Origin of the sequence: Candidatus Solirubrobacter pratensis, from assembly GCF_000425945.1 — a bacterium.
In the GTDB taxonomy this organism is placed as follows: Bacteria; Actinomycetota; Thermoleophilia; order Solirubrobacterales; family Solirubrobacteraceae; genus Solirubrobacter; species Solirubrobacter pratensis.
Genome location: NZ_AUEK01000003.1, coordinates 269,853 through 288,664 on the forward strand (window position 1 = coordinate 269,853; position 18,812 = coordinate 288,664).

Consider the following 18,812-nt stretch of genomic DNA (forward strand, 5'->3'; position numbering starts at 1 on the left):
GGCCGTGAGCGACAGTTTCAGGGCCCCTCCGTGCTAAACTTATGCACACTGAAGGCCACGCCCCGGCCTGCGGACGGAGCCCCGTCCCGCCGGGGCGTTGCTTGTGTGGACGAAAGGCACCCTTGAGCACCGGAGACTCATCCAACGGACAGCAGCGGTCGAATTACGATGCCCAGGACATCACGGTCCTCGAAGGCTTGGAGGCCGTACGCAAGCGCCCGGGCATGTACATCGGCTCCACGGGCGTCCGGGGTCTCCATCACCTCGTCTACGAGGTGGTCGACAACTCCGTCGACGAGGCGTTGGCGGGGTACTGCGACACGGTGTCGGTGACCATTCATCCCGACAACTCGGTGACGGTGATCGACAACGGCCGAGGCATCCCGGTCGCGACGATGGAGAAGGAGGGCAAGTCCGCCCTCGAGGTCGTCCTCACCGTCCTGCACGCCGGCGGCAAGTTCGGCGACGGCGGCGGCTACAAGGTGTCGGGCGGCCTGCACGGCGTCGGCGTCTCGGTCGTCAACGCGCTCTCGGACGAGTTGGACGTCATCGTCCGGCGCGACGGCTTCACCTGGCGCCAGAGCTACGTGCGCGGCGTCCCGCAGGGGGCGATCGAGAAGGGCGAGCCGACGTCGGAGACGGGCACGACGATCACGTTCCGGCCCGACGACGAGGTCTTCGAGACGCTCAACTTCGAGTACGCGACGCTCGAGCAGCGCCTGCGCGAGACGGCGTTCCTCACGCGCGGCCTGCGCATCTCGATCACCGACGAGCGCGCCGAGACCGCGAAGACGCGCGAGTTCCACTACGAGGGCGGCATCGAGGACTTCGTCCGCTTCCTGAACGAGAACAAGGACCCGATCCAGCAGAAGGTGATCTTCTTCGAGGGCGACGCCGACGCCGGGGCCGTCGAGGTGGCGCTGCAGTGGAACGCCTCCTACCAGGAGTCGGTCTTCTCGTTCGCCAACAACATCAACACGCATGAGGGCGGCTCGCACCTCTCGGGCTTCCGCTCGGCGCTCACCGGCACGATCAACCGCTACGCCAAGAGCTCGAAGATCCTCAACGACAAGGACAAGGCGCTCGAGGGCGAGGACATCCGCGAGGGCCTCACCGCGGTCGTCTCGGTCAAGCTGACCGACCCGCAGTTCGAGGGCCAGACGAAGACCAAGCTCGGTAACCCGGGCATGCAGGGCTTCGTCGCCTCCGTGGTCAACGAGAAGCTCGCCGAGTTCCTCGAGGAGAACCCCAAGGAGGCCGACCGGATCGTCCGCAAGGCGGTCGACGCATCCCGGGCTCGCGCCGCGGCGCGCAAGGCGCGCGACGCGACGCGCAAGTCGGCCATGGGCGGCATGGGCCTGCCGGGCAAGCTCGCCGACTGCATGGTCAAGGAGCCGGAGATCGCCGAGCTGTTCATCGTCGAGGGCGACTCCGCCGGCGGCTCGGCCAAGCAGGGGCGCGACCGCTCGACGCAGGCGGTGCTCCCGCTGCGCGGCAAGATCCTCAACGTCGAGAAGGCGCGCATCGACAAGGTGCTGCAGAACACCGAGATCCAGGCACTGATCACGGCCCTCGGCACCGGCGTGCGCGACGAGTTCGACATCGAGAAGCTGCGCTACCACAAGATCATCCTCATGACGGACGCCGACGTGGACGGCGCGCACATCCGCACGCTGATCCTCACGCTGCTGTTCCGCGAGATGCAGGACCTGGTCGAGGCCGGCTACATCTACATCGCCAAGCCGCCGCTGTACAAGGTCACGCAGGGGCGCAACGAGCGCTACATCGAGAAGGACTCCGAGCTCGAGGACATCCTGCTCGGCGACAAGCTCGAGCGCTTCGACGTCCGCGACGGCTCGGGCAACCCCTTCCGGCTCACCGACGTGCGCTGGCAGCGGTTCTCCCGCCTGCTCAAGCAGTACGAGGGCTGGTCGAGCGCACTGCGCGCGGACCACGGCCACGAGGTCGTGCAGTTCCTCGAGGAGTCCCAGATCCTGGACTACCAGATCAAGACCCCCGAGGACCTGCTCGAGATGCTCAAGCGCGACGCGCCCGACACCGAGCCGCACATCACCCAGCTGGTCTCGGCCGACGACGGGCTGATCCGCATCAAGGCGACCGAGCGGCGCTCGAACCTCGCGCGCACGCACCGCCTGCGGCGCTCGATGTTCGAGGCCAACGAGTACCGTCAGCTCTCGCGCGTGCACGCCGAGCTGGTCAAGCTCGCCGGCACGCCGCCGTTCACGCTCAAGCTGGGCGACGAGACCGACGAGGCCGTGTCCTTCGAAGGGCTGCGTCGCGCGGTCCTCTCGGTCGCCGGCAAGGGCGTGAAGCTGCAGCGCTTCAAGGGCCTCGGCGAGATGAACGCCGAGCAGCTGGCCGAGACCACCATGAACCCGACGAGCCGCACCTTGGCGCAGGTCACGATGGATGACGCCGCCGCGGCCGACCGCCTCTTCACGATGCTGATGGGCGACAAGGTCGAGCCACGGCGCGAGTTCATCGAGGAGAACGCCCGGGTCGCCACCCTGGACGTGTAAGGCGATGCAGCCCCTCCGCCCCACCCCGACACCGAAGCGGCACATCCCCTCCGCCCCACTCCGATCATCCGGCCTTTAAGAAATGTCCTCTTCAGACATCATCTCCGGCGGCAACGTCGAGCCCCGCGGGCTCGAGGAGGAGATGCGCTCCTCCTACCTGGACTACGCCATGTCCGTCATCGTCGGGCGCGCGCTGCCCGACGTCCGCGACGGCCTGAAGCCGGTCCACCGCCGCGTGCTGTTCTCGATGAACGAGAACGGCCTGCAGCCGAACCGCCCGTACGTAAAGGCGGCCCGCATCGTCGGCGACGTCATGGGCAAGTACCACCCGCATGGCGACTCGGCGATCTACGACACGCTCGTGCGCATGGCGCAGGACTTCTCGCTGCGCTATCCGCTCGTCGACGGCCAGGGCAACTTCGGCTCGATCGACGGCGATCCGGCGGCCGCCATGCGGTACACCGAGGCGCGGCTGGCGGCGATCGCGCGCGAGATGCTGCGCGACCTGGACTCCGACACGGTCGACTTCGGGCCCAACTACGACGGCCAGGAGCGGGAGCCGCTCGTCCTGCCGGCGCGCTTCCCGAACCTGCTGGTCAGCGGGTCGAGCGGGATCGCCGTCGGCATGGCGACGAACATCCCGCCGCACAATCTCAAGGAGACGATCGCGGCGACGATCGCCTACATCGAGGACCCGGAGATCGACACGCCGGGCCTGATGAAGCACATGCGCGGGCCGGACTTCCCGACCGGCGGCGTGATCCTGGGCCTCTCCGGCATCCGCGACGCCTACGAGACCGGCCGTGGCCGCGTGCGTGTGCGGGCGACCGCCCACATCGAGCAGATCCGCGGCAACCGCGAGGCGATCGTGGTCACCGAGCTGCCGTACCAGGTCCGCAAGGGCGGCGACGGCGGCGTGATCTCGAAGATCGTCGAGCTGGTCAACGAGAAGAAGCTGACCGAGATCTCCGACGTCCAGGACTACACCGACCGCAGCGGCATGCGGATCGTGATCGAGCTCAAGCGCGACGCGAACCCGAAGGTCGTGCTCAACAAGCTCTACAAGCACACGCCGATGCAGTCGACATTCGGCGTGAACATGGTCGCGCTGGTGGACAACGTGCCGCGGCTGCTGCCGCTGCGCTCGGTCATCCACAACTACGTCCAGCACCAGCGCGAGGTCATCGTCCGCCGCTCCAAGCACGAGCTGCGCGCGCTCGAGCGCTCGGTGCACCGGCTCGAGGGCCTGCTCGTCGCGCTCGATCACCTCGACGAGGTCATCGCGCTGATCCGCGGGTCGGCCGATCGCGACACCGCCCGCACCGGGCTGATGGAGCGCTTCGAGCTCACGCACATCCAGGCCCAGGCGATCCTCGACCTGCGCCTCCAGCAGCTGACCGCGCTCGAGGCCGACGCGCTGCGCAAGGAGCACGCGGACAAGATGGAGCGCATCTCCGAGCTGCGCGAGCTGCTCGGCAACGAGGACATGGTGCTCGACCTGATCAAGACCGAGCTCGTCGAGATCTCCGACCGCTACGGCGACGAGCGCCGGACCAAGATCGCGCCGTCCGAGGACGACATCGACATCGAGGACCTGATCGCCGACCAGCAGATGGTCATCTCGATCACGAACTCGGGCTACATCAAGTCGCTCCCGCTCGCCACCTACCGCGCGCAGCGCCGCGGCGGCGTCGGAATCATCGGCATGGAGATGAAGGACGACGACTTCATCGAGCACCTCTTCGTCTCCTCCACGCACGACTACCTGCTGTTCTTCACGAACCGCGGCAAGGTCTACCGGTCGAAGGTCTACGACCTGCCGGAGATGAGCCGGACGTCGCGCGGGCGTTACCTCGGCAACGTGCTGCCGCTGCGCGAGGGCGAGCGGGTCCAGTCGGTGCTCGCGACGCGCGACTTCGCCGAGGCACCGTACCTGGTGTTCGCGACGCGCAACGGCACGGTAAAGAAGACCGCCTTCCAGGCGTACAACACGCCGATCAAGGCCGACGGCATCATCGCGATCAACATCCGCGAGGACGACGAGCTGGTCGCCGTGCGCCGCGTCGACGAGGACGACGAGATCCTGATGGTCTCGCACAACGGCCTCGCGGTGCGGTTCAAGGAGCAGGACGCGCGCGCGATGGGCCGAGACACCAGCGGTGTGCGCGGCATGGACGTCTCGGGCAAGGGCAACTACGTCATCGCCATGGACGTGGCACGTCCCGGCCAGGACCTGCTGGTGGTGACCGAGAACGGCTACGGCAAGCGGACGTCGATCGACGAGTACCGGCTCACGTCGCGCGGCGCCAAGGGCGTCAAGACGATCGCCTTCACGGAGACCAAGGGCCTGCTCTCGGGCGCGCTCGTCGTGCGCGAGCACGACGACCTGGTGTTCATCTCCCAGAACGGCATGGTCCAGCGCACGGGCGTGCGCGGGATCAACCGCTACGGGCGCACGTCGCAGGGCGTGCGGGTGATGAACCTGCGCGAGGGCGACGTCGTGTCCGCGGTGGCCCTGGTGGTCGAGAGCGAGGCCGCGGCGCCGGCCGAGGCGCTCGGCGACGGGCTGCCCGCCGAGCTCGGGGCGCTCATTCCGGAGGACGCGCTCGAGGGCGTCGAAGAGGTCACCCCGGAGACCGGCGAGGACGTCGACGAAGACGCCTAGACGGCTGTTGGTAGAGGTCCGCCTCCGGGTTCGCTAATCTCGGTTGCACCAGAGAAAGGGGGTGGTCCGAAGTTGAGTGACAGTTCTTGTGGGACCCTGGAGGTGCCCGGCCGCTAGACCAGCCGGCGCTGGACTCTGCTGGAAGCGGAATCCACACCGGTGCACCGCCGTCGTCGGTGCCGGAGTTCGTCCCCCCGGCCGATAGAAAGGCTGACGACGGCCGAAAAGTTCAGCAAGTTGTAGGCGAAGCCCCCGGTAGTCGACCGGGGGCTTTCGTCGTTAAGGAGCGCGCCGGGCGGCAAGGCGCGGCGGCAAGGCGCGCGGCCGCGCGATCAACTTCCGGCGCCGACTAGGAGCGGCCATCGGGGACGCCGGCGCGGCGGGAGTTCTCGCCCCCCGGGCGATAACTCCCACCGGAACGGCCCGAGACGAGCCGCTAGGCGAGTCTTAGGCCGCTTCCGGCAGGTACTGGCGCCAGGTCGCCGGGATCGTCGGCGACGCGAGCTGGATGAAGATGTGGGCGCCCGGCGTGCGGGGCTTGGCGCGCGGGTGCATGTTGATCTGATGCGGGAGCTTGTCGGCCTTGCGCCGGTTGCATGGCGCGCAGGACGCGACGATGTTGTCCCACCCGGACCCGCCGCCCTTGGAGCGCGGGATCACGTGGTCGACCGTCAGCGAGGTCCTGGCGCCGCAGTACTGGCACTGCCAGCCGTCGCGGGCGAAGACCGCGCGGCGCGTGATCTTGCGCTTGTGCGTGTCGCGCGGGATGCGGACGTAGGTGACCAGCCGGATCACGACCGGGCGCGGGAGCGAGCCCGTCGCCCAGTGCAGGTCCTGCGTGCCGATCTCGACGACCTCGGCCTTGTCCTTGAGCAGCAGGACCGTGGCACGACGGACCGTGCACACGTTGATCGGCTCGAACGTGGCGTTGAGCACCAGCACACGACCACCACTCCAACGGCTGCTTGAGCCGTCGAACGTAGGTCCGTGCCGCGGGTGATCGTCGAGCGGCACGGACCCCAGTGGGCCTGGGGGCACAGCGGATGCCACGATTCGGGAGTGTAGCGGTCGGTCCCGACCGCTTTTCAGTCAGCGGCCGCGGCGAACGATCCGAGGACTCGAACCACCTCGGCGTGCGTGCGCAGCTCGGCGACGGCGTCGGCGACCGGCGAGGAGGCCAGCGATCCCTCGAGATCGAGGAAGAACATGTAGCGGCCCATTCCCTGGCGCAGCGGCCGCGACTCGATCCGCACGAGGTTCACGCCGCGCTTGGCGAAGCCGTCGAGGCAGTCGACGAGCCAGCCGGGGTTGCCCGAGCCGGCGCCCCAGAACACGAGCGCCGTCTTGGCCGCGCCGGAGGCCGGCGGCGCCGCGGACCCCACCGGCGCGAGCAGGGCGAAGCGCGTGGCGTTGCCCGGCTCGTCCTCGACGCCGGAGGCCAGGACCTCGGCGCCGTAGCGCTCGGCCGCCAGTCGCGGGCCGATCGCCGCGCGCCGCCCGTCGGCCGCCGAGGCGACCTCGCGCACGGCGTCCGCCGTCGACGCCGTCGGGACGATCGCGGCGCCCGGGAGCCGCTCAGCCAGCCAGCGCGCGCACTGCCCCAGCGCCTGCGGATGCGAGAGCACCGTCTCCACCGCGTCCAGCGAGAGTCCCGGCGGCCCGACGAGGTTGTGCACGACGGGCTGGATGTGCTCGCCGATCAGCTCGACGTCCGGCGCTTCGAGCGCCAGTGCGTCGAGCACCGGGTCCACCCCGCCCTCCAGCGCATTCTCGAACGGCACGATCGCCCGCTCGACCTGCCCGCGCTGCACCGCGAGCACGACGTCGCGCAGCGTGCCGAGCGGCACCGCCTCGAGCTCGGGGGCCGCCGCCGCCAGCGCCTCCTCGCTGAACGTGCCGGCAGGACCGAGATACGCGCCGCGCATCAGTCGAGCGTGACGGATCCGACCTCGCCGGCGAGCGCGAGGCGGACGGCCTCGGCCTCCTCGGGCGAGAGCTCGTGCTCGCCGCGCCCGGCGTGGACCTGCTTGCAGTACATGCGCGCCGTGTCGCGGTGCGCGATCGTCGAGATCACGACCCCGTTGTGGCCCGCGTCGAGCAGCGCGATCGTCGTCGACTGGTGCCCGGAGAGCTCGCCGTAGGCGTCGTAGCGGACCAGCGCGCGGTACGCGATCGTGCCGTCGAGCCGGTCCTCGGCCGTGGCCATGCGCTCCTCGAGCCGCGTCACGACCTCCTCGACGTGCTGGTGCAGCGCCTCGAAGGCGAGCTGCAACTCGCTCGCGTGGGCGATCAGGTCGGTGCTCCCGTACTCGCCGAGGACGACCTGCTGCGCGGAACGCATCCGGCGCAGGTTCACGGCCAGCACCACGGCGACGATCAGCGCGACCAGCGCGAGGACTCCCGCCGCGAGAGCGACCAGGTCCGACCCTTCCGTCAAGTCCATCCGACGTCGTCCGAGATCAGCGCTTGCGAGGACGGAGGCCGCAACCCGCTCTCTACCCGCGCTTGAAGAGCGCCGGGTAGGACGACTTGTTGTTGTCGGTCTTCTTCTCGCCCGGGACGGGGGCGACGGTGACGCGGATGTTGGCCGAGGTGTTCAGCGGCGGCGTGCGGTTGAGCTTGAGCTGGGCGGTCGCCTTCGCGCCCTTGGCGATGGAGTCGACCGTCGTGCTGATGGTGATCGGCGAGCTGCTCTCGCTCTCGATCCGCAGCGTCACCTTGACGTTGAACTCGTCGTTGTCGCCCTGGTTCATGAAGGCGACCTGGAACGTCATGCCCGGCTGGTAGGTGATCTGGTTGGGCGTGCCCGGCTGCAGCGTCTGGTTGCCCACCGACGTCGAGCTCACGCCGGTGCCGTGCAGGCCGGGGCCGGTCGGCTGCGGCTTGCCGCCGGAGCTGCCGTTCGACGCGCCGCTCGTGAGCTGCTGATCGAGCTTGGAGGCGATCACCTGCTGCGAGAGCCAGTCGACGTTGGGCAGGAAGGTGGAGCTCGTGATCGGGGCGGCGATGCTGCGCTTGGCCAGCGCCGCCTTGATGAACGGGATCACGCGCGCCTGGTAGAGCACGTCGGACGCGTTGAACGCCGCCATCTGGCCGGCCATCCGCTTGATCGCGGCGTCCGCCTGCTCGCCTGAGTCCCCCAGCGCGGTGCGGATGTTCTCGGCGATCGACTCGAGTCCGTTCTTGCGCAGCTCCAGCGCGATCAGCAGCGACTGCTGCGCCGGCACCATGTCGTCCGGGACGCTCAGCTCCTGGCCCTGCTGGAGCGTCCGCTCGGCCTGGACCCGCAGGCTGTTGATGTTCGTCTGCAGCTCCTGCCCGGACGGCTGGCCCTGGCCGAAGAGCTTGAAGAACTCGCCGCCGGTCTGCTGCGACTCGCCGGCGAGCGCGCTGACTTTGCTGTTGTAGTCCTTGAGCGCGTTCTCGGCCTGGCGACCGCGGCAGCTCGACACGAACAGTCCGAGGAGGACGACGAGCAGCACGAGACCGAGCCCGAGGAGGGCTCGGCGGATGTAGATCGTCTGTGAATCGGTGGCGGCGCCTCCGGCCGGACTGCCGCGCCGCGGCCGCGGCCGCCGGCGTTGAGTCGTCCGAAGGGGCTCGTCGTCCTCGTCGAAGAAGGACACTTTGTCTCCTGCGGACCACCTCCCAAGCGGGCCGGTGGTCCCGTCGGTCCCAAGGTACGGCCCCCTCAGGATGACACGGGGTCCGGAGGGAACCGCCGCGCGACGCCGAACCCGGGCGTGATGGAGACCACGGACGAGCTGCCGGCGGTCGCGCCCGCGCCGCTCGTCCTGGGGCGCTACCGGCTCGGCGAGCGACTCGGGGCCGGCGGCTTCGGGACCGTCTACGCGGCGGTCGACGAGCGCCTGCGCCGCCACGTCGCCGTCAAGGTCATCCCCGGCGCCGATGACTGGGATCGTCCCCGCGGTCAGCGCGAGGCGCTCGCCGCGGCGCGGCTCGACCATCCCGGCGTCGTGGCCGTCTTCGACGCGGGCGAGGACGGCCGCGCGCGCTACCTGATCTCCGAGCTGGTCCATGGCAAGACGCTCGACCGCCTGAGCGCGCAGGGCGTGCTCTCGGATCGCGACGTGCTGCGGATCGGGCTCGCCCTGTGCGGCGCGCTCGAGCACGCGCACGGGCGCGGCGTCGTCCATCGGGACGTCAAGCCGCAGAACGTGATCATCCCGGAGGCGCCGCGCTCGGCGGCCGGCGTCGCCAAGCTCGCCGACTTCGGCGTCGCCCACCTGGCCGGCGACGAGCCGCTGACGCGCACGGGCGACGTCGTCGGGACACTCGCCTACATGGCCCCGGAGCAGGCGGCCGGGCGGCGCGTCGACGAGCGCGCCGATCTCTACAGCCTCGCGCTCGTGCTGTACGAGGCGCTGGCCGGCCGCAATCCGGTTCGCGCCGGGTCCCCCGCGGCGACCGCAAGGCGCGTCGGCACGGTGCTCCCGTCGCTGGCCCGCTCGCGCGGTGACCTGCCGCAGGAGCTGGCGGAGGCGATCGACACGGCCCTGCGGCCCGGCCCCGAGGAGCGCGGGACGCTGGCGGAGCTCGCGCAGGCGCTCGAGGCGGCGCTGTTGGAGGTCTCCGACGAGGGCGGGACCGTCGCGCCGCATCCGCTGGAGCGGCGGGCGCTGCCCTCGTGGGCGGGGCGCCTGGCGGGAGCGGCGCTCGCGGCCGCGCTCGCCGCGCTCGCGGTGCGATACGCGGCGGGAGGCGGCGACGCTGCGGGGCGGCGCGCCGGCTCGATCCCCGCGTGGCCCGCCGCCGCCGCGGTGTTCGCGGCGGTCGCCCTCCTCCCCCGGCTCGGCTGGCTGGCGGCGGCCGCGGCCGCGGCCGCCGTCCTGGCGCGGGATCGTCCCGCCGCCGCGGGCCTCGTGGCGGTCGCCGCGGCGCCGGTGCCGATCCTGCTGCGCCGCCACGGCGCCGCGTGGTCCGTGCCCGCGCTCGCGCCCGCGCTGGGCGCGGTCGGGCTGGCCGTCGCGTTCCCGGCGCTCGCCGGGCGCGCGCGCACGTGGCTCGCCCGCGCCGCGCTCGGCGCGCTCGGCGCGTGGTGGCTGTTGCTCGCCGAGGCGGCGCTCCATCGCACCTTCCTGACCGGCGGCGCCGGCTCGCTCGGCGACGTGCTCGCCAGCGGCGCGCTGCTGTACGCGGCGATCTGGGCGCTCGCCGCCGCGCCGCTGCCATGGCTCGTACGCGGCCGCGCGCTCGTGCCCGACGTCGTGCTCGCCGCCGTGTGGGCCGGCGCGCTGGGGGCCGCGATGGCGGCCGCGGCGCGGTCCCTCGATGCCCCGGAGCCGCGCGGCCTGACGGCCGGAGCGGCGCTCGCCGGCGTGCTCGCGCTGGCGCTCCGGGGGCCCATCAGGCATGCCGCGCCGGTGGAGCCTTGACGCGGGGCTGGATACTGTGCACCGGCACCATGGCCGGTATCCGGGAACGGCAATACGCGGGCAAGGCCCGCCAGATCCCGGCGTATTGCCGAGATCGGATACCCGACGCACCGGGTAGCCGCCCATGAGCGTGCTGCGCAACCTCGAGTCCAAGCTCGCCGGCCTTGTCGAAGGGACGTTCTCGCGCGCCTTCAAGTCCGAGGTGCGCCCGGTCGAGATCGCGCGCAAGCTCGCGCGCGAGATGGACGAGCACACGGTTCAGTCCTTGTCGCGCGTCTATGCGCCCAACGAGTACGCGGTCTGGCTCTCGCCGGACGATCGCGCGCAGTTCGAGGGCTATGAGGAGGAGCTGGCGCGCGAGCTCTCCGGCTACCTGCTCGAGCACGCGCGGCGCGAGCGGATCGCGCTCGTCACGCAGCCGCAGATCGCGTTCAAGACCGACGAGCGGCTGCGGCTCGGCGAGTTCGGCATCCAGGCACGGCTCGTGCGGCCGCCGGCGCACGAGCAGGAGCATGCGAGCCAGGGCGACGAGGGGCACACGATGGTCTACTCGCTCTCCGAGCGCGTGTCGGAGCCGCTGCGCGAGCCCGATCCGCGCCGCGGCAGCGCCCGGCTGGTCGCGAACGGGCGCACGATCGTCGCCGGGCCCGCTGGGGCGGTCCTGGGGCGCTCGCGCGACTGCGACGTCGTGCTCGACGACCCCAACGTGTCGCGCCACCACGCCGAGGTACGCCCGTCGGGCGGCTCGTGGATCGTCAACGACCTCGGCTCGACCAACGGCGTCAAGGTCAACGGCCGCAGATTGGAACCCGCCCGCCCCGAGTCCCTCAAGCCGGGGGACGTCATCGAGCTCGGCACGTCGAGCGTCACCTTCGACCTGGGGTGAACTGAGGATGGAGCTCGATCCGGTCGCCGTCGGCCTGAAGTTCGGCTTCCTCGCCGTCCTGTACCTGTTCCTGGTGTGGGTGGCCCGCTCGGCGCTGAAGGACCTGCGGCGCGGCGCGGAGCAGGCCTACGCCGGTCCGAGCGCGGACTACGAGGACGCCACCGGGCTGCATTCGGCCTCGGGCGCGCTGGGCGCCGACGGGGGCATGCCGAAGCTGCGCGTGGAGACCGCGCCGGGCCTCCAGGCCGGCTCCGCCTATGATCTCAGCGACGGCGCACTGCTCGGTCGAGGAGAGCAAGCCGACATCCAGCTCGAAGATGGATTCGCTTCCTCACGGCACGCGCGGCTCGTCCCGCAAGGGGATGTGATGGTGTTGGAGGACTTGGGCTCCACGAACGGCACCTACTTGAACGGCGAGCCGCTGCGCGGGCCGCAGCCGCTGCATGCGGGCGACCGCATCCGTATCGGCGACTCCGAGTTCAGCTTCGAGCGGTGAGCATGTTGAGGATCGCGGAACAGTGGGCCGACTCCAACCTCGGCCTCCAGCGCCAAGGCAACGAGGACAACTACTTCGTGCGGGCGCCGTTGTTCGTCGTCGCGGACGGCATGGGCGGCGCGCAGTCGGGCGAGGTGGCGTCCGAGATGGCCGTGGCGGCGTTCGACCGCGGGCTCCCGGACGGCCCCTCGCCGGCCGAGGGCCTGGTGGCGATCATCGAGAACGCCAACCGCAGCATCCACGAGCGCTCGCGCACCGAGCAGCAGCGCGCGGGCATGGGCACGACGGTGACGGCGGCGTACGTCGGCGAGGACAGCGTGACGGTCGCGCACGTGGGCGACTCCCGCTGCTACCTCGTCCGCGACGGCGAGCTGACCCAGCTCACCGACGACCACTCGCTCGTGTGGGAGCTGGTCAAGCGCGGCAAGCTGACCGAGGAGCAGGCCGAGTCGCATCCGCAGCGCTCCGTGATCACGCGCGCGCTCGGCCCCGAGCCGAGCGTGCAGGTCGACGTGCAGGAGTACGGGGCGCGCGGCGGCGACCTCTTCCTCGTCTGCTCGGACGGACTGACCTCGATGGTCCAGAAGGCCAAGCTCGAGCCACTGCTGACCAACGGCTCGCGGCCGCTGGACGAGCTCGGCCCGGAGCTGATCGCGGCCGCCAACGCGGCGGGCGGGCGCGACAACATCACCGTGATCCTGTTCCGGCTCGAGGAGGTCCCGGCGAGCGGCGGCGATCGCCCGGCCGCCGAGGACGGAGCACGGAGCGACGACGACACGCACGAGTACGCGACCTTCACCGGCGAGGCGGTGACCGAGCCGCGCCAGGGCGTCAGCCGGCCGCAGGAGGAAGGGCCCTCGCGCGCGAGTGACGCGCAGGAGGCCGAATACCGCGCGTCGGCGACGGTGGCGCTCGCGGCGGTCCGCCCGCGCGCGCAGCCGATCGAGGAGTCCCAGCCGCACGGTCCGCCGCCCGCGGACGGGCCCGACGGCCGCCGCCGGCGCCGGCGGCGGCTGCTCAGCCCGGGCCGCGTGCTCTTCCTCGGCGCCGTCGTCGGCGTGCTGCTGGCCCTCTGGCTGGCCACCCGCGAGGTGTACTTCGTCGGCATCGACGAGCAGCGCGGGAACGTCGTGACCGTGTACCAGGGGCTGCCGTACGACCTGCCGCTCGGCGTCAAGCTGTACAGCCCGGTCGCGCATTCCGGTGTCACCCTGGAGACCGTGCCGCCCGCGCGCCGCAAGGCGTTCACCGACCACAAGCTGCGCCAGCGCAAGGACGCGGAGAGCCTCGTGCTCGCCGCCGAGCAGGGCCGTCTTCAGTGAGTGCGCGAAACCGCGAGCTGCTGGCGCTCCTGCCCGCGTCGGCGCTGCTGACCGCCGGTTTCGCCGCGATCTTCGTCCAGCGCTCCGACGTGCTGTCGGACGTGTCGCTGACCTACGGCGCGATCTTCCTCGGGCTCTGCTTCGCGACGCATCTCGTCATCCGCTTCACGCTGCCGCACGCGGACCCGTACATGTTCCCGCTGGTCGCCGTGCTGGCGTGCTTCGGGCTGGTCGTCGTCTACCGGATCGACGACAAGCTCGCGCGCGACCAGGCGCAGTGGTTCGTGATCGGGCTGCTGCTGTTCGTGGCGACGATCGTCGTGCTGCGCGACTTCCGGACGCTCGAGCGCTACCGCTACACGATCGCGTTCGCCGGGCTCGCGATGCTGCTGCTCCCGCGCGTGCCGGGGATCGGCCAGCAGGTCAACGGCGCCTACCTCGGCGTCAGGGTCGGGCCGATCAGCTTCCAGCCGGCCGAGTTCGGCAAGATCGCGATCGTCATCTTCCTCGCCGCCTACCTGCGCGACACGCGCCAGGTGCTCGTGCAGGGGTCGCGGCGCTTCCTCGGGATCACGATCCCGCCGCTGAAGCACTTCGGCCCGCTGCTCGTGGTCTGGGGGGCGGCGATGCTGATGCTCGTCTTCATCCGCGACCTCGGCTCCTCGCTGATGTACTTCGGCGCCTTCCTGGCGCTCGTCTACATCGCGACGAACCGGTTCTCGTTCGTGCTCGTCGGAATGCTGCTGTTCGCCGCCGGCGCGTGGTTCTTCGCCACGCACATCGGGCACGTGCACGAGCGCGTGGAGATCTGGCTGAACCCGTTCAAGGACCCCGGCGGCGCCGGCTACCAGATCGCCAACGGGCTGTTCGCGCAGGCCGACGGCGGGCTGTTCGGGACGGGCCTGGGCGCCTCGATGCTCAGCCTCCCGGGCGGCGCGCCGCTGATCCCGGCGCCGCAGACGGACATGATCTACGCGGTGATCGTCAACGAGCTCGGGCTCGTCGGCGCCTGCGGCCTGATCGGCGTCTACCTGATGTTCGCCGAGCGCGGCTTCAAGACCGCGATGCTGGCGAGCGACTCGTTCTCGAAGCTGCTCGCCTCCGGGCTGACGGCGGTGATGGCGCTGCAGGTCTTCGTGATCGTCGGCGGCGTCACGCGCGTGATCCCGCTGACCGGCGTGACGCTGCCGTTCGTCTCCTACGGCGGCTCGTCGATCCTCGCGAACTTCGTGCTGCTCGCGCTGCTGCTGCTGATCTCCGACCGCGCGCGCCGCCCGACCGGCGTCGGCGCCGCCCGGGGCCTGCGGTGAACGCGCCGATCTACCGGCTGTTCGGGCTCTTCGTCGTGCTGTTCGCTGTGCTGATCGGCTTCACGTCGCGCTGGGCCGTGTTCGGCGCCAAGCGGCTCAAGGACAACCCCTCCAACGCGCGCGTCGTGCTCGAGCAGCAGCAGATCAAGCGCGGCGTGATCCGCGCCGACGACGGCAAGGTCCTGGCCGGCAGCACGCCGCTGTCGGCGGGCCGCTACGGCCGCCGCTACCCGACCGGCGACCTGTTCGGGCACGCCGTCGGGTTCGACGACGTGCGCCTCGGCCGGAGCGGGCTCGAGAAGCAGTACAACGACGAATTGACCGGCGCCAAGAGCGAGTTCGCGGGGATCGTGGACTCGCTGACGAAGAAGAAGCAGGTGGGCGACGACCTCGACACGGCGCTGGATCCGAAGGCCCAGCAGGCGGCCTTCGCCGGGCTCGCCGGCCGCGCCGGCGCCGTCGTGGCGCTGGACGTCGAGACCGGCGCGGTGCGCGTGCTCGCCGGCAACCCCCCGCTCGATCCCGACCACCCGGCGAAGCACCAGCTCAACCCGGCGACGCAGGGCCTGTATCCGCCGGGCTCCACGTTCAAGACCGTGACGGCCACGGCGGCGCTGGACACGGGCCGCTACGAGCCGGGCTCGCGCGTGTCGGGCAAGAACGGCAAGATCATCTCCGGCACGCCGCTGCGCAACTTCGGTGGCGAGGACTTCGGCGACGTCGACCTGACCTTCGCGCTGACCCACTCGATCAACACGGTCTGGGCGGAGGTCGGCGTCAAGCTCGGGCGCTCCACGATGGCCGACTACATGCAGCGCTACGGCTTCGGCTCCAAGCCGCCCATGGACTACCCCGACGGGCAGATGAGCACGTCGGGCTCCTACCGCAAGGGCAAGGTCATCAGCGAGAAGTCGAGCTACGTCGACGTCGGGCGCACGGCGATCGGCCAGGCGCTGCTGCTCGTCACGCCGCTGCAGATGGCGAGCGTGGCGCAGACGATCGGCAACGGCGGCGTGCGGATGAAGCCGCGGCTGGTCAAGCAGGTCGTCGATCCGGACGGCCGGACCGTCGAGGAGCCGCTGCCCCAGGAGGCCGAGCGCGTGATGTCGACTGCCACGGCCGACAAGCTGACGGCGATGATGAAGCAGGTGGTCAAGGAGGGCACGGGCACCGCGGCGGCGCTCTCGGGCGTCGAGGTCGCGGGCAAGACGGGCACGGCCGAGCTCAACATCGCGCAGGGCATCAACGACCTGTGGTTCATCGGCTTCACGCCGAAGGTCGCCGTCGCCGTCGTGCTCGACCACCTGCAGGGCCAGGGCGGCACGGTCGCCGCGCCGGTCGCCAAGAAGGTCCTCGAGGCGCTGGGGCAGTGAGCGTGCAGAGCATCGGACGCGACACGATCGTGGACGGGCGCTACCGGGTGCAGTCGCGCCTCGGCTCGGGCGGGATGGCGGAGGTCTGGAGCGCGGCGGACTCGCAGCTCGGCCGGCGCGTCGCGCTCAAGCTGCTCGCGTCGCGCTTCGCCGCCGACGCGGCGTTCCGCGAGCGCTTCCGCCGCGAGGCGTCGGCGGCGGCCGCGATGCAGCACCCGAACATCGTCTCGATCTACGACCGCGGCGAGTGGGACGGGACGTCCTACATCGCGATGGAGCTCGTCGAGGGGCGCACGCTCAAGCAGCTCATCCAGGATCACGGTCCGCTGGCCCCCGGCCCGGCGACCGACCTCACTATCGAGATCCTCAAGGCCCTGCGCTACGCCCACAAGCGCGGGATCGTGCACCGCGACATCAAGCCCCAGAACGTGCTGATCGACGCCGAGGGCGCCGTCAAGGTCGCCGACTTCGGCATCGCGCACGCCGGCGCCTCGGACATGACCGAGACGGGCGCGATCGTCGGCACCGTGCAGTACATCTCGCCCGAGCAGGCGCAGGGCAAGCCGGTGTCGCCGCGCTCGGACCTCTACTCGGTCGGCGTCGTGCTCTACGAGCTGCTCACCGGCCAGGTCCCGTTCGACGGCGAGGCGCCGGTCTCGATCGCGCTCAAGCAGGTCTCGCAGCCGCCGGTCCCGCCGTCGCAGCTGGAGCCCGGCATCCCTCCCGCGCTCGAGCACGTCGTCCTGCGCGCGCTGGAGAAGGACCCGGCGCGCCGCTTCGCCGACGCCGACGAGTTCATCGCCGCGCTGGAGCGCGCGCGCCGCGCGCCGCCGGCGCGCCAGGTCGTGCTGGAGCCGACGCCGGGAGAGCCGTGGGCGCCGGTCGACGAGGAGGACCGCGGCTCGCGCTGGTGGGTCTGGCTGCTCGCGCTGCTGGTGCTCGCCGCCCTGGCCGCCGGCGCCTACTATCTCTTCGCCGCCAAGCGCGTCGACGTGCCGTCGGTGGTCGGCAAGACCACGAGCGAGGCCGCCGACACGCTGCACCGGCGCGGGCTGGAGGTCAACTTCGTCAACGAGGTGTCCAAGCACAAGCGCGGCGAGGTCATCTCGCAGGACCCGAAGGCGGGGTCACGAGCCAAGGAGGGCTCGACCGTCACCGCGCACGTGTCGGCAGGCCCCGGCACCGCGCCCGTCCCGCAGGTCGAAGGCCTCTCGCAGGCCGATGCGGAGAAGGCGGTGAAGGACGCCGGCCTGAACCCGAAGGTCAAGCGGACGTACTCCGACTCCGTCGCGAAGGGCAAGGTGATCTCCTCCAGCCCGGGCGAGGGCGAGGAGATCACGAAGGGCCGGACGGTGACCCTCACCGTCTCGCGCGGGCCGCAGGGGGTCACGGTGCCGAACCTCGTCGGCCTCTCCCGCGACGACGCCGCGGCCCAGCTGAGCGATCTCGGCCTGACGCCGTCGGTGACCGAGAAGGAGTCCGCGAAGGACCCGGGGACGGTGCTCAGCCAGGATCCGGCGGTCGGCGCGACGCTCGACAAGGGCGCGTCGGTGAGCCTCGTGGTCGCCCAGGAGCGTCCCGGGGTGCCCGACGTCACCACCGACAACCCGTCGCAGGCCGATGCCGAGCAGCGCCTGAAGGACGCGGGCTACAAGGTGCAGGTCCGGGAGGACCCCAATGCGCCGCCCGAGCTCGCCGGGCGCGTCACGGGGCAGGATCCCGCGGCCGGCGAGCGGCGCTCGACCGGCGCGACGGTGACGATCACCGTCGGCGGCGCGCCCGCGGCGGCCGGTCCCACGCCCAGCCCGACGCCCTCGGCCACCCCATGAGGGTCGCGGTGCTGGCCGGAGGGCGCTCGTCCGAGCACGACGTGTCGCTGAGCTCCGCCGTCGCGGTCCGCCAGGGCATCGCCGACGCGGGCCACGAGGTGGTTCCGGTCACGATCGAGCGCTCCGGCGCGTGGACGCACGAGGGCGAGGAGCTGGCCCTGCGGCCCGGCGGCGGCCTGCTCGGCGCCGACGCCGTCTTCCCGGTCCTGCACGGGCCGTTCGGCGAGGACGGCACGGTCCAGGGCCTGCTCGAGCTGCTCGACGTCCCGTACGTCGGCGCCGGCGTGCTCGCGTCCTCGCTGTGCATGGACAAGATCGTCTTCAAGGAGGTGCTGGCCGCCGCCAGCGTGCCGCAGGTCGACTACGCCGCGGTACGCGAGCCGCGCTGGCGCGCGCAGCCCGAGGCGGTGCTGCGCGAGCTGGCGGTGCTCGGGACGCCGGTGTTCGTCAAGCCGGCGCGGCTGGGCTCGTCGGTCGGGATCGCCAAGGCGTGGTCGGAGGCGGAGGTCGCCGAAGCGCTCGAGGGCGCGTTCGCGCATGACCCGCTGGTGATCGTGGAGGCGTTCTCCCCCGGCATGGAGGTCGAGTGCTCGGTACTCGGCAACGGCGAGCCGGAGGCCTCGGTGCCCGGCGAGATCGTCCTGCAGGGGGCCGAGTGGTACGACTACGCGGCGAAGTACTCCGACGGCGGGATGACCCTGCATGTCCCGGCGCGCCTGCCCGAAACGGTGCTCGAGGAGGTCCGCCGGCTCGCCGTGGACACGTTCGTGCGGGTCGGCTGCTCCGGCCTCGCGCGCGTCGACTTCTTCGTCGAGGGCGATCGCGTGCTGGTCAACGAGCTCAACACGCTGCCGGGGTTCACGGCGACGAGCGTGTACCCGAAGCTGTGGGAGGCGTCGGGGCTCGCGTTCGGAGACCTCTGCGACCGCCTGCTGCAGCTCGCGCTCGAGCGCTTCGCCGCCGAGCGGCGCAACCACGCCTTTTGACGAACCGCG

Annotated in this window: 14 protein-coding genes; 10 read left to right on the top strand and 4 right to left on the bottom strand. The window is 71.2% G+C overall.

Annotated features, from left to right (window positions below):
* The first annotated feature begins 122 nt into the window (after positions 1 to 122).
* Positions 123 to 2,540, top strand: coding sequence for a DNA topoisomerase (ATP-hydrolyzing) subunit B (gyrB, locus tag H958_RS0101405; protein ID WP_028057349.1), 2,418 nt, complete (start codon positions 123 to 125; stop codon positions 2,538 to 2,540).
* Between the two features lie 82 nt (positions 2,541 to 2,622).
* Positions 2,623 to 5,205, top strand: coding sequence for a DNA gyrase subunit A (gene gyrA / locus H958_RS34170; protein ID WP_051323672.1), 2,583 nt, complete (start codon positions 2,623 to 2,625; stop codon positions 5,203 to 5,205).
* Positions 5,206 to 5,652: 447 nt separating this feature from the next.
* Here the strand turns inward: gyrA and H958_RS0101415 are convergent, their stop codons facing one another.
* The 4 genes from H958_RS0101415 to H958_RS0101430 form a co-directional block, all read right to left on the bottom strand.
* Positions 5,653 to 6,147 carry an HNH endonuclease gene (locus tag H958_RS0101415; RefSeq protein ID WP_028057350.1) on the bottom strand — a complete coding sequence of 165 codons (495 nt, stop codon included), beginning with the start codon at positions 6,145 to 6,147 and terminating at the stop codon, positions 5,653 to 5,655.
* A gap of 143 nt (positions 6,148 to 6,290) precedes the next feature.
* Positions 6,291 to 7,130 carry a prephenate dehydratase gene (gene pheA / locus H958_RS0101420; protein ID WP_028057351.1) on the bottom strand — a complete coding sequence of 280 codons (840 nt, stop codon included), beginning with the start codon at positions 7,128 to 7,130 and terminating at the stop codon, positions 6,291 to 6,293.
* Complete coding sequence (locus H958_RS0101425; RefSeq protein ID WP_231379149.1) at positions 7,130 to 7,642, bottom strand: DUF4446 family protein; 513 nt, start codon at positions 7,640 to 7,642, stop codon at positions 7,130 to 7,132. The genes pheA and H958_RS0101425 overlap by 1 nt, the downstream gene beginning before the upstream one ends.
* 58 nt (positions 7,643 to 7,700) lie before the next feature.
* Complete coding sequence (locus H958_RS0101430) at positions 7,701 to 8,831, bottom strand: hypothetical protein (RefSeq protein WP_028057353.1); 1,131 nt, start codon at positions 8,829 to 8,831, stop codon at positions 7,701 to 7,703.
* Positions 8,832 to 8,951: 120 nt separating this feature from the next.
* On the opposite strand from H958_RS0101430, the gene H958_RS42565 reads away from it, so the two are divergent.
* From H958_RS42565 to H958_RS34195, 8 genes are all read left to right on the top strand, one after another.
* On the top strand, positions 8,952 to 10,601 hold the full coding sequence (locus H958_RS42565; RefSeq protein ID WP_051323673.1) for a serine/threonine-protein kinase: 1,650 nt from the start codon (positions 8,952 to 8,954) through the stop codon (positions 10,599 to 10,601).
* A gap of 124 nt (positions 10,602 to 10,725) precedes the next feature.
* Positions 10,726 to 11,487, top strand: a complete 762-nt coding sequence (locus H958_RS0101440; protein WP_028057354.1) for an FhaA domain-containing protein — start codon at positions 10,726 to 10,728, stop codon at positions 11,485 to 11,487.
* A 7-nt stretch (positions 11,488 to 11,494) separates the two neighbouring features.
* Positions 11,495 to 11,983: an FHA domain-containing protein gene (locus H958_RS0101445; protein ID WP_028057355.1), complete on the top strand. Its 489-nt coding sequence runs from the start codon at positions 11,495 to 11,497 to the stop codon at positions 11,981 to 11,983.
* Positions 11,984 to 11,988: 5 nt separating this feature from the next.
* Positions 11,989 to 13,305 (top strand): Stp1/IreP family PP2C-type Ser/Thr phosphatase, encoded by a 1,317-nt coding sequence (locus H958_RS42570; RefSeq protein ID WP_196807156.1) that lies wholly within the window; start codon positions 11,989 to 11,991, stop codon positions 13,303 to 13,305.
* Complete coding sequence (locus H958_RS34185) at positions 13,302 to 14,615, top strand: FtsW/RodA/SpoVE family cell cycle protein (RefSeq protein ID WP_037408805.1); 1,314 nt, start codon at positions 13,302 to 13,304, stop codon at positions 14,613 to 14,615. The genes H958_RS42570 and H958_RS34185 overlap by 4 nt, the downstream gene beginning before the upstream one ends.
* Positions 14,612 to 15,988 (top strand): peptidoglycan D,D-transpeptidase FtsI family protein, encoded by a 1,377-nt coding sequence (locus H958_RS0101460; protein ID WP_028057356.1) that lies wholly within the window; start codon positions 14,612 to 14,614, stop codon positions 15,986 to 15,988. Before H958_RS34185 ends, H958_RS0101460 begins: the two co-directional genes overlap by 4 nt.
* Positions 15,985 to 17,817 carry a Stk1 family PASTA domain-containing Ser/Thr kinase gene (locus H958_RS34190; protein WP_156027590.1) on the top strand — a complete coding sequence of 611 codons (1,833 nt, stop codon included), beginning with the start codon at positions 15,985 to 15,987 and terminating at the stop codon, positions 17,815 to 17,817. The genes H958_RS0101460 and H958_RS34190 overlap by 4 nt, the downstream gene beginning before the upstream one ends.
* Positions 17,814 to 18,803 (top strand): D-alanine--D-alanine ligase family protein, encoded by a 990-nt coding sequence (locus H958_RS34195; protein WP_037408807.1) that lies wholly within the window; start codon positions 17,814 to 17,816, stop codon positions 18,801 to 18,803. The genes H958_RS34190 and H958_RS34195 overlap by 4 nt, the downstream gene beginning before the upstream one ends.
* Positions 18,804 to 18,812: the final 9 nt, after the last annotated feature.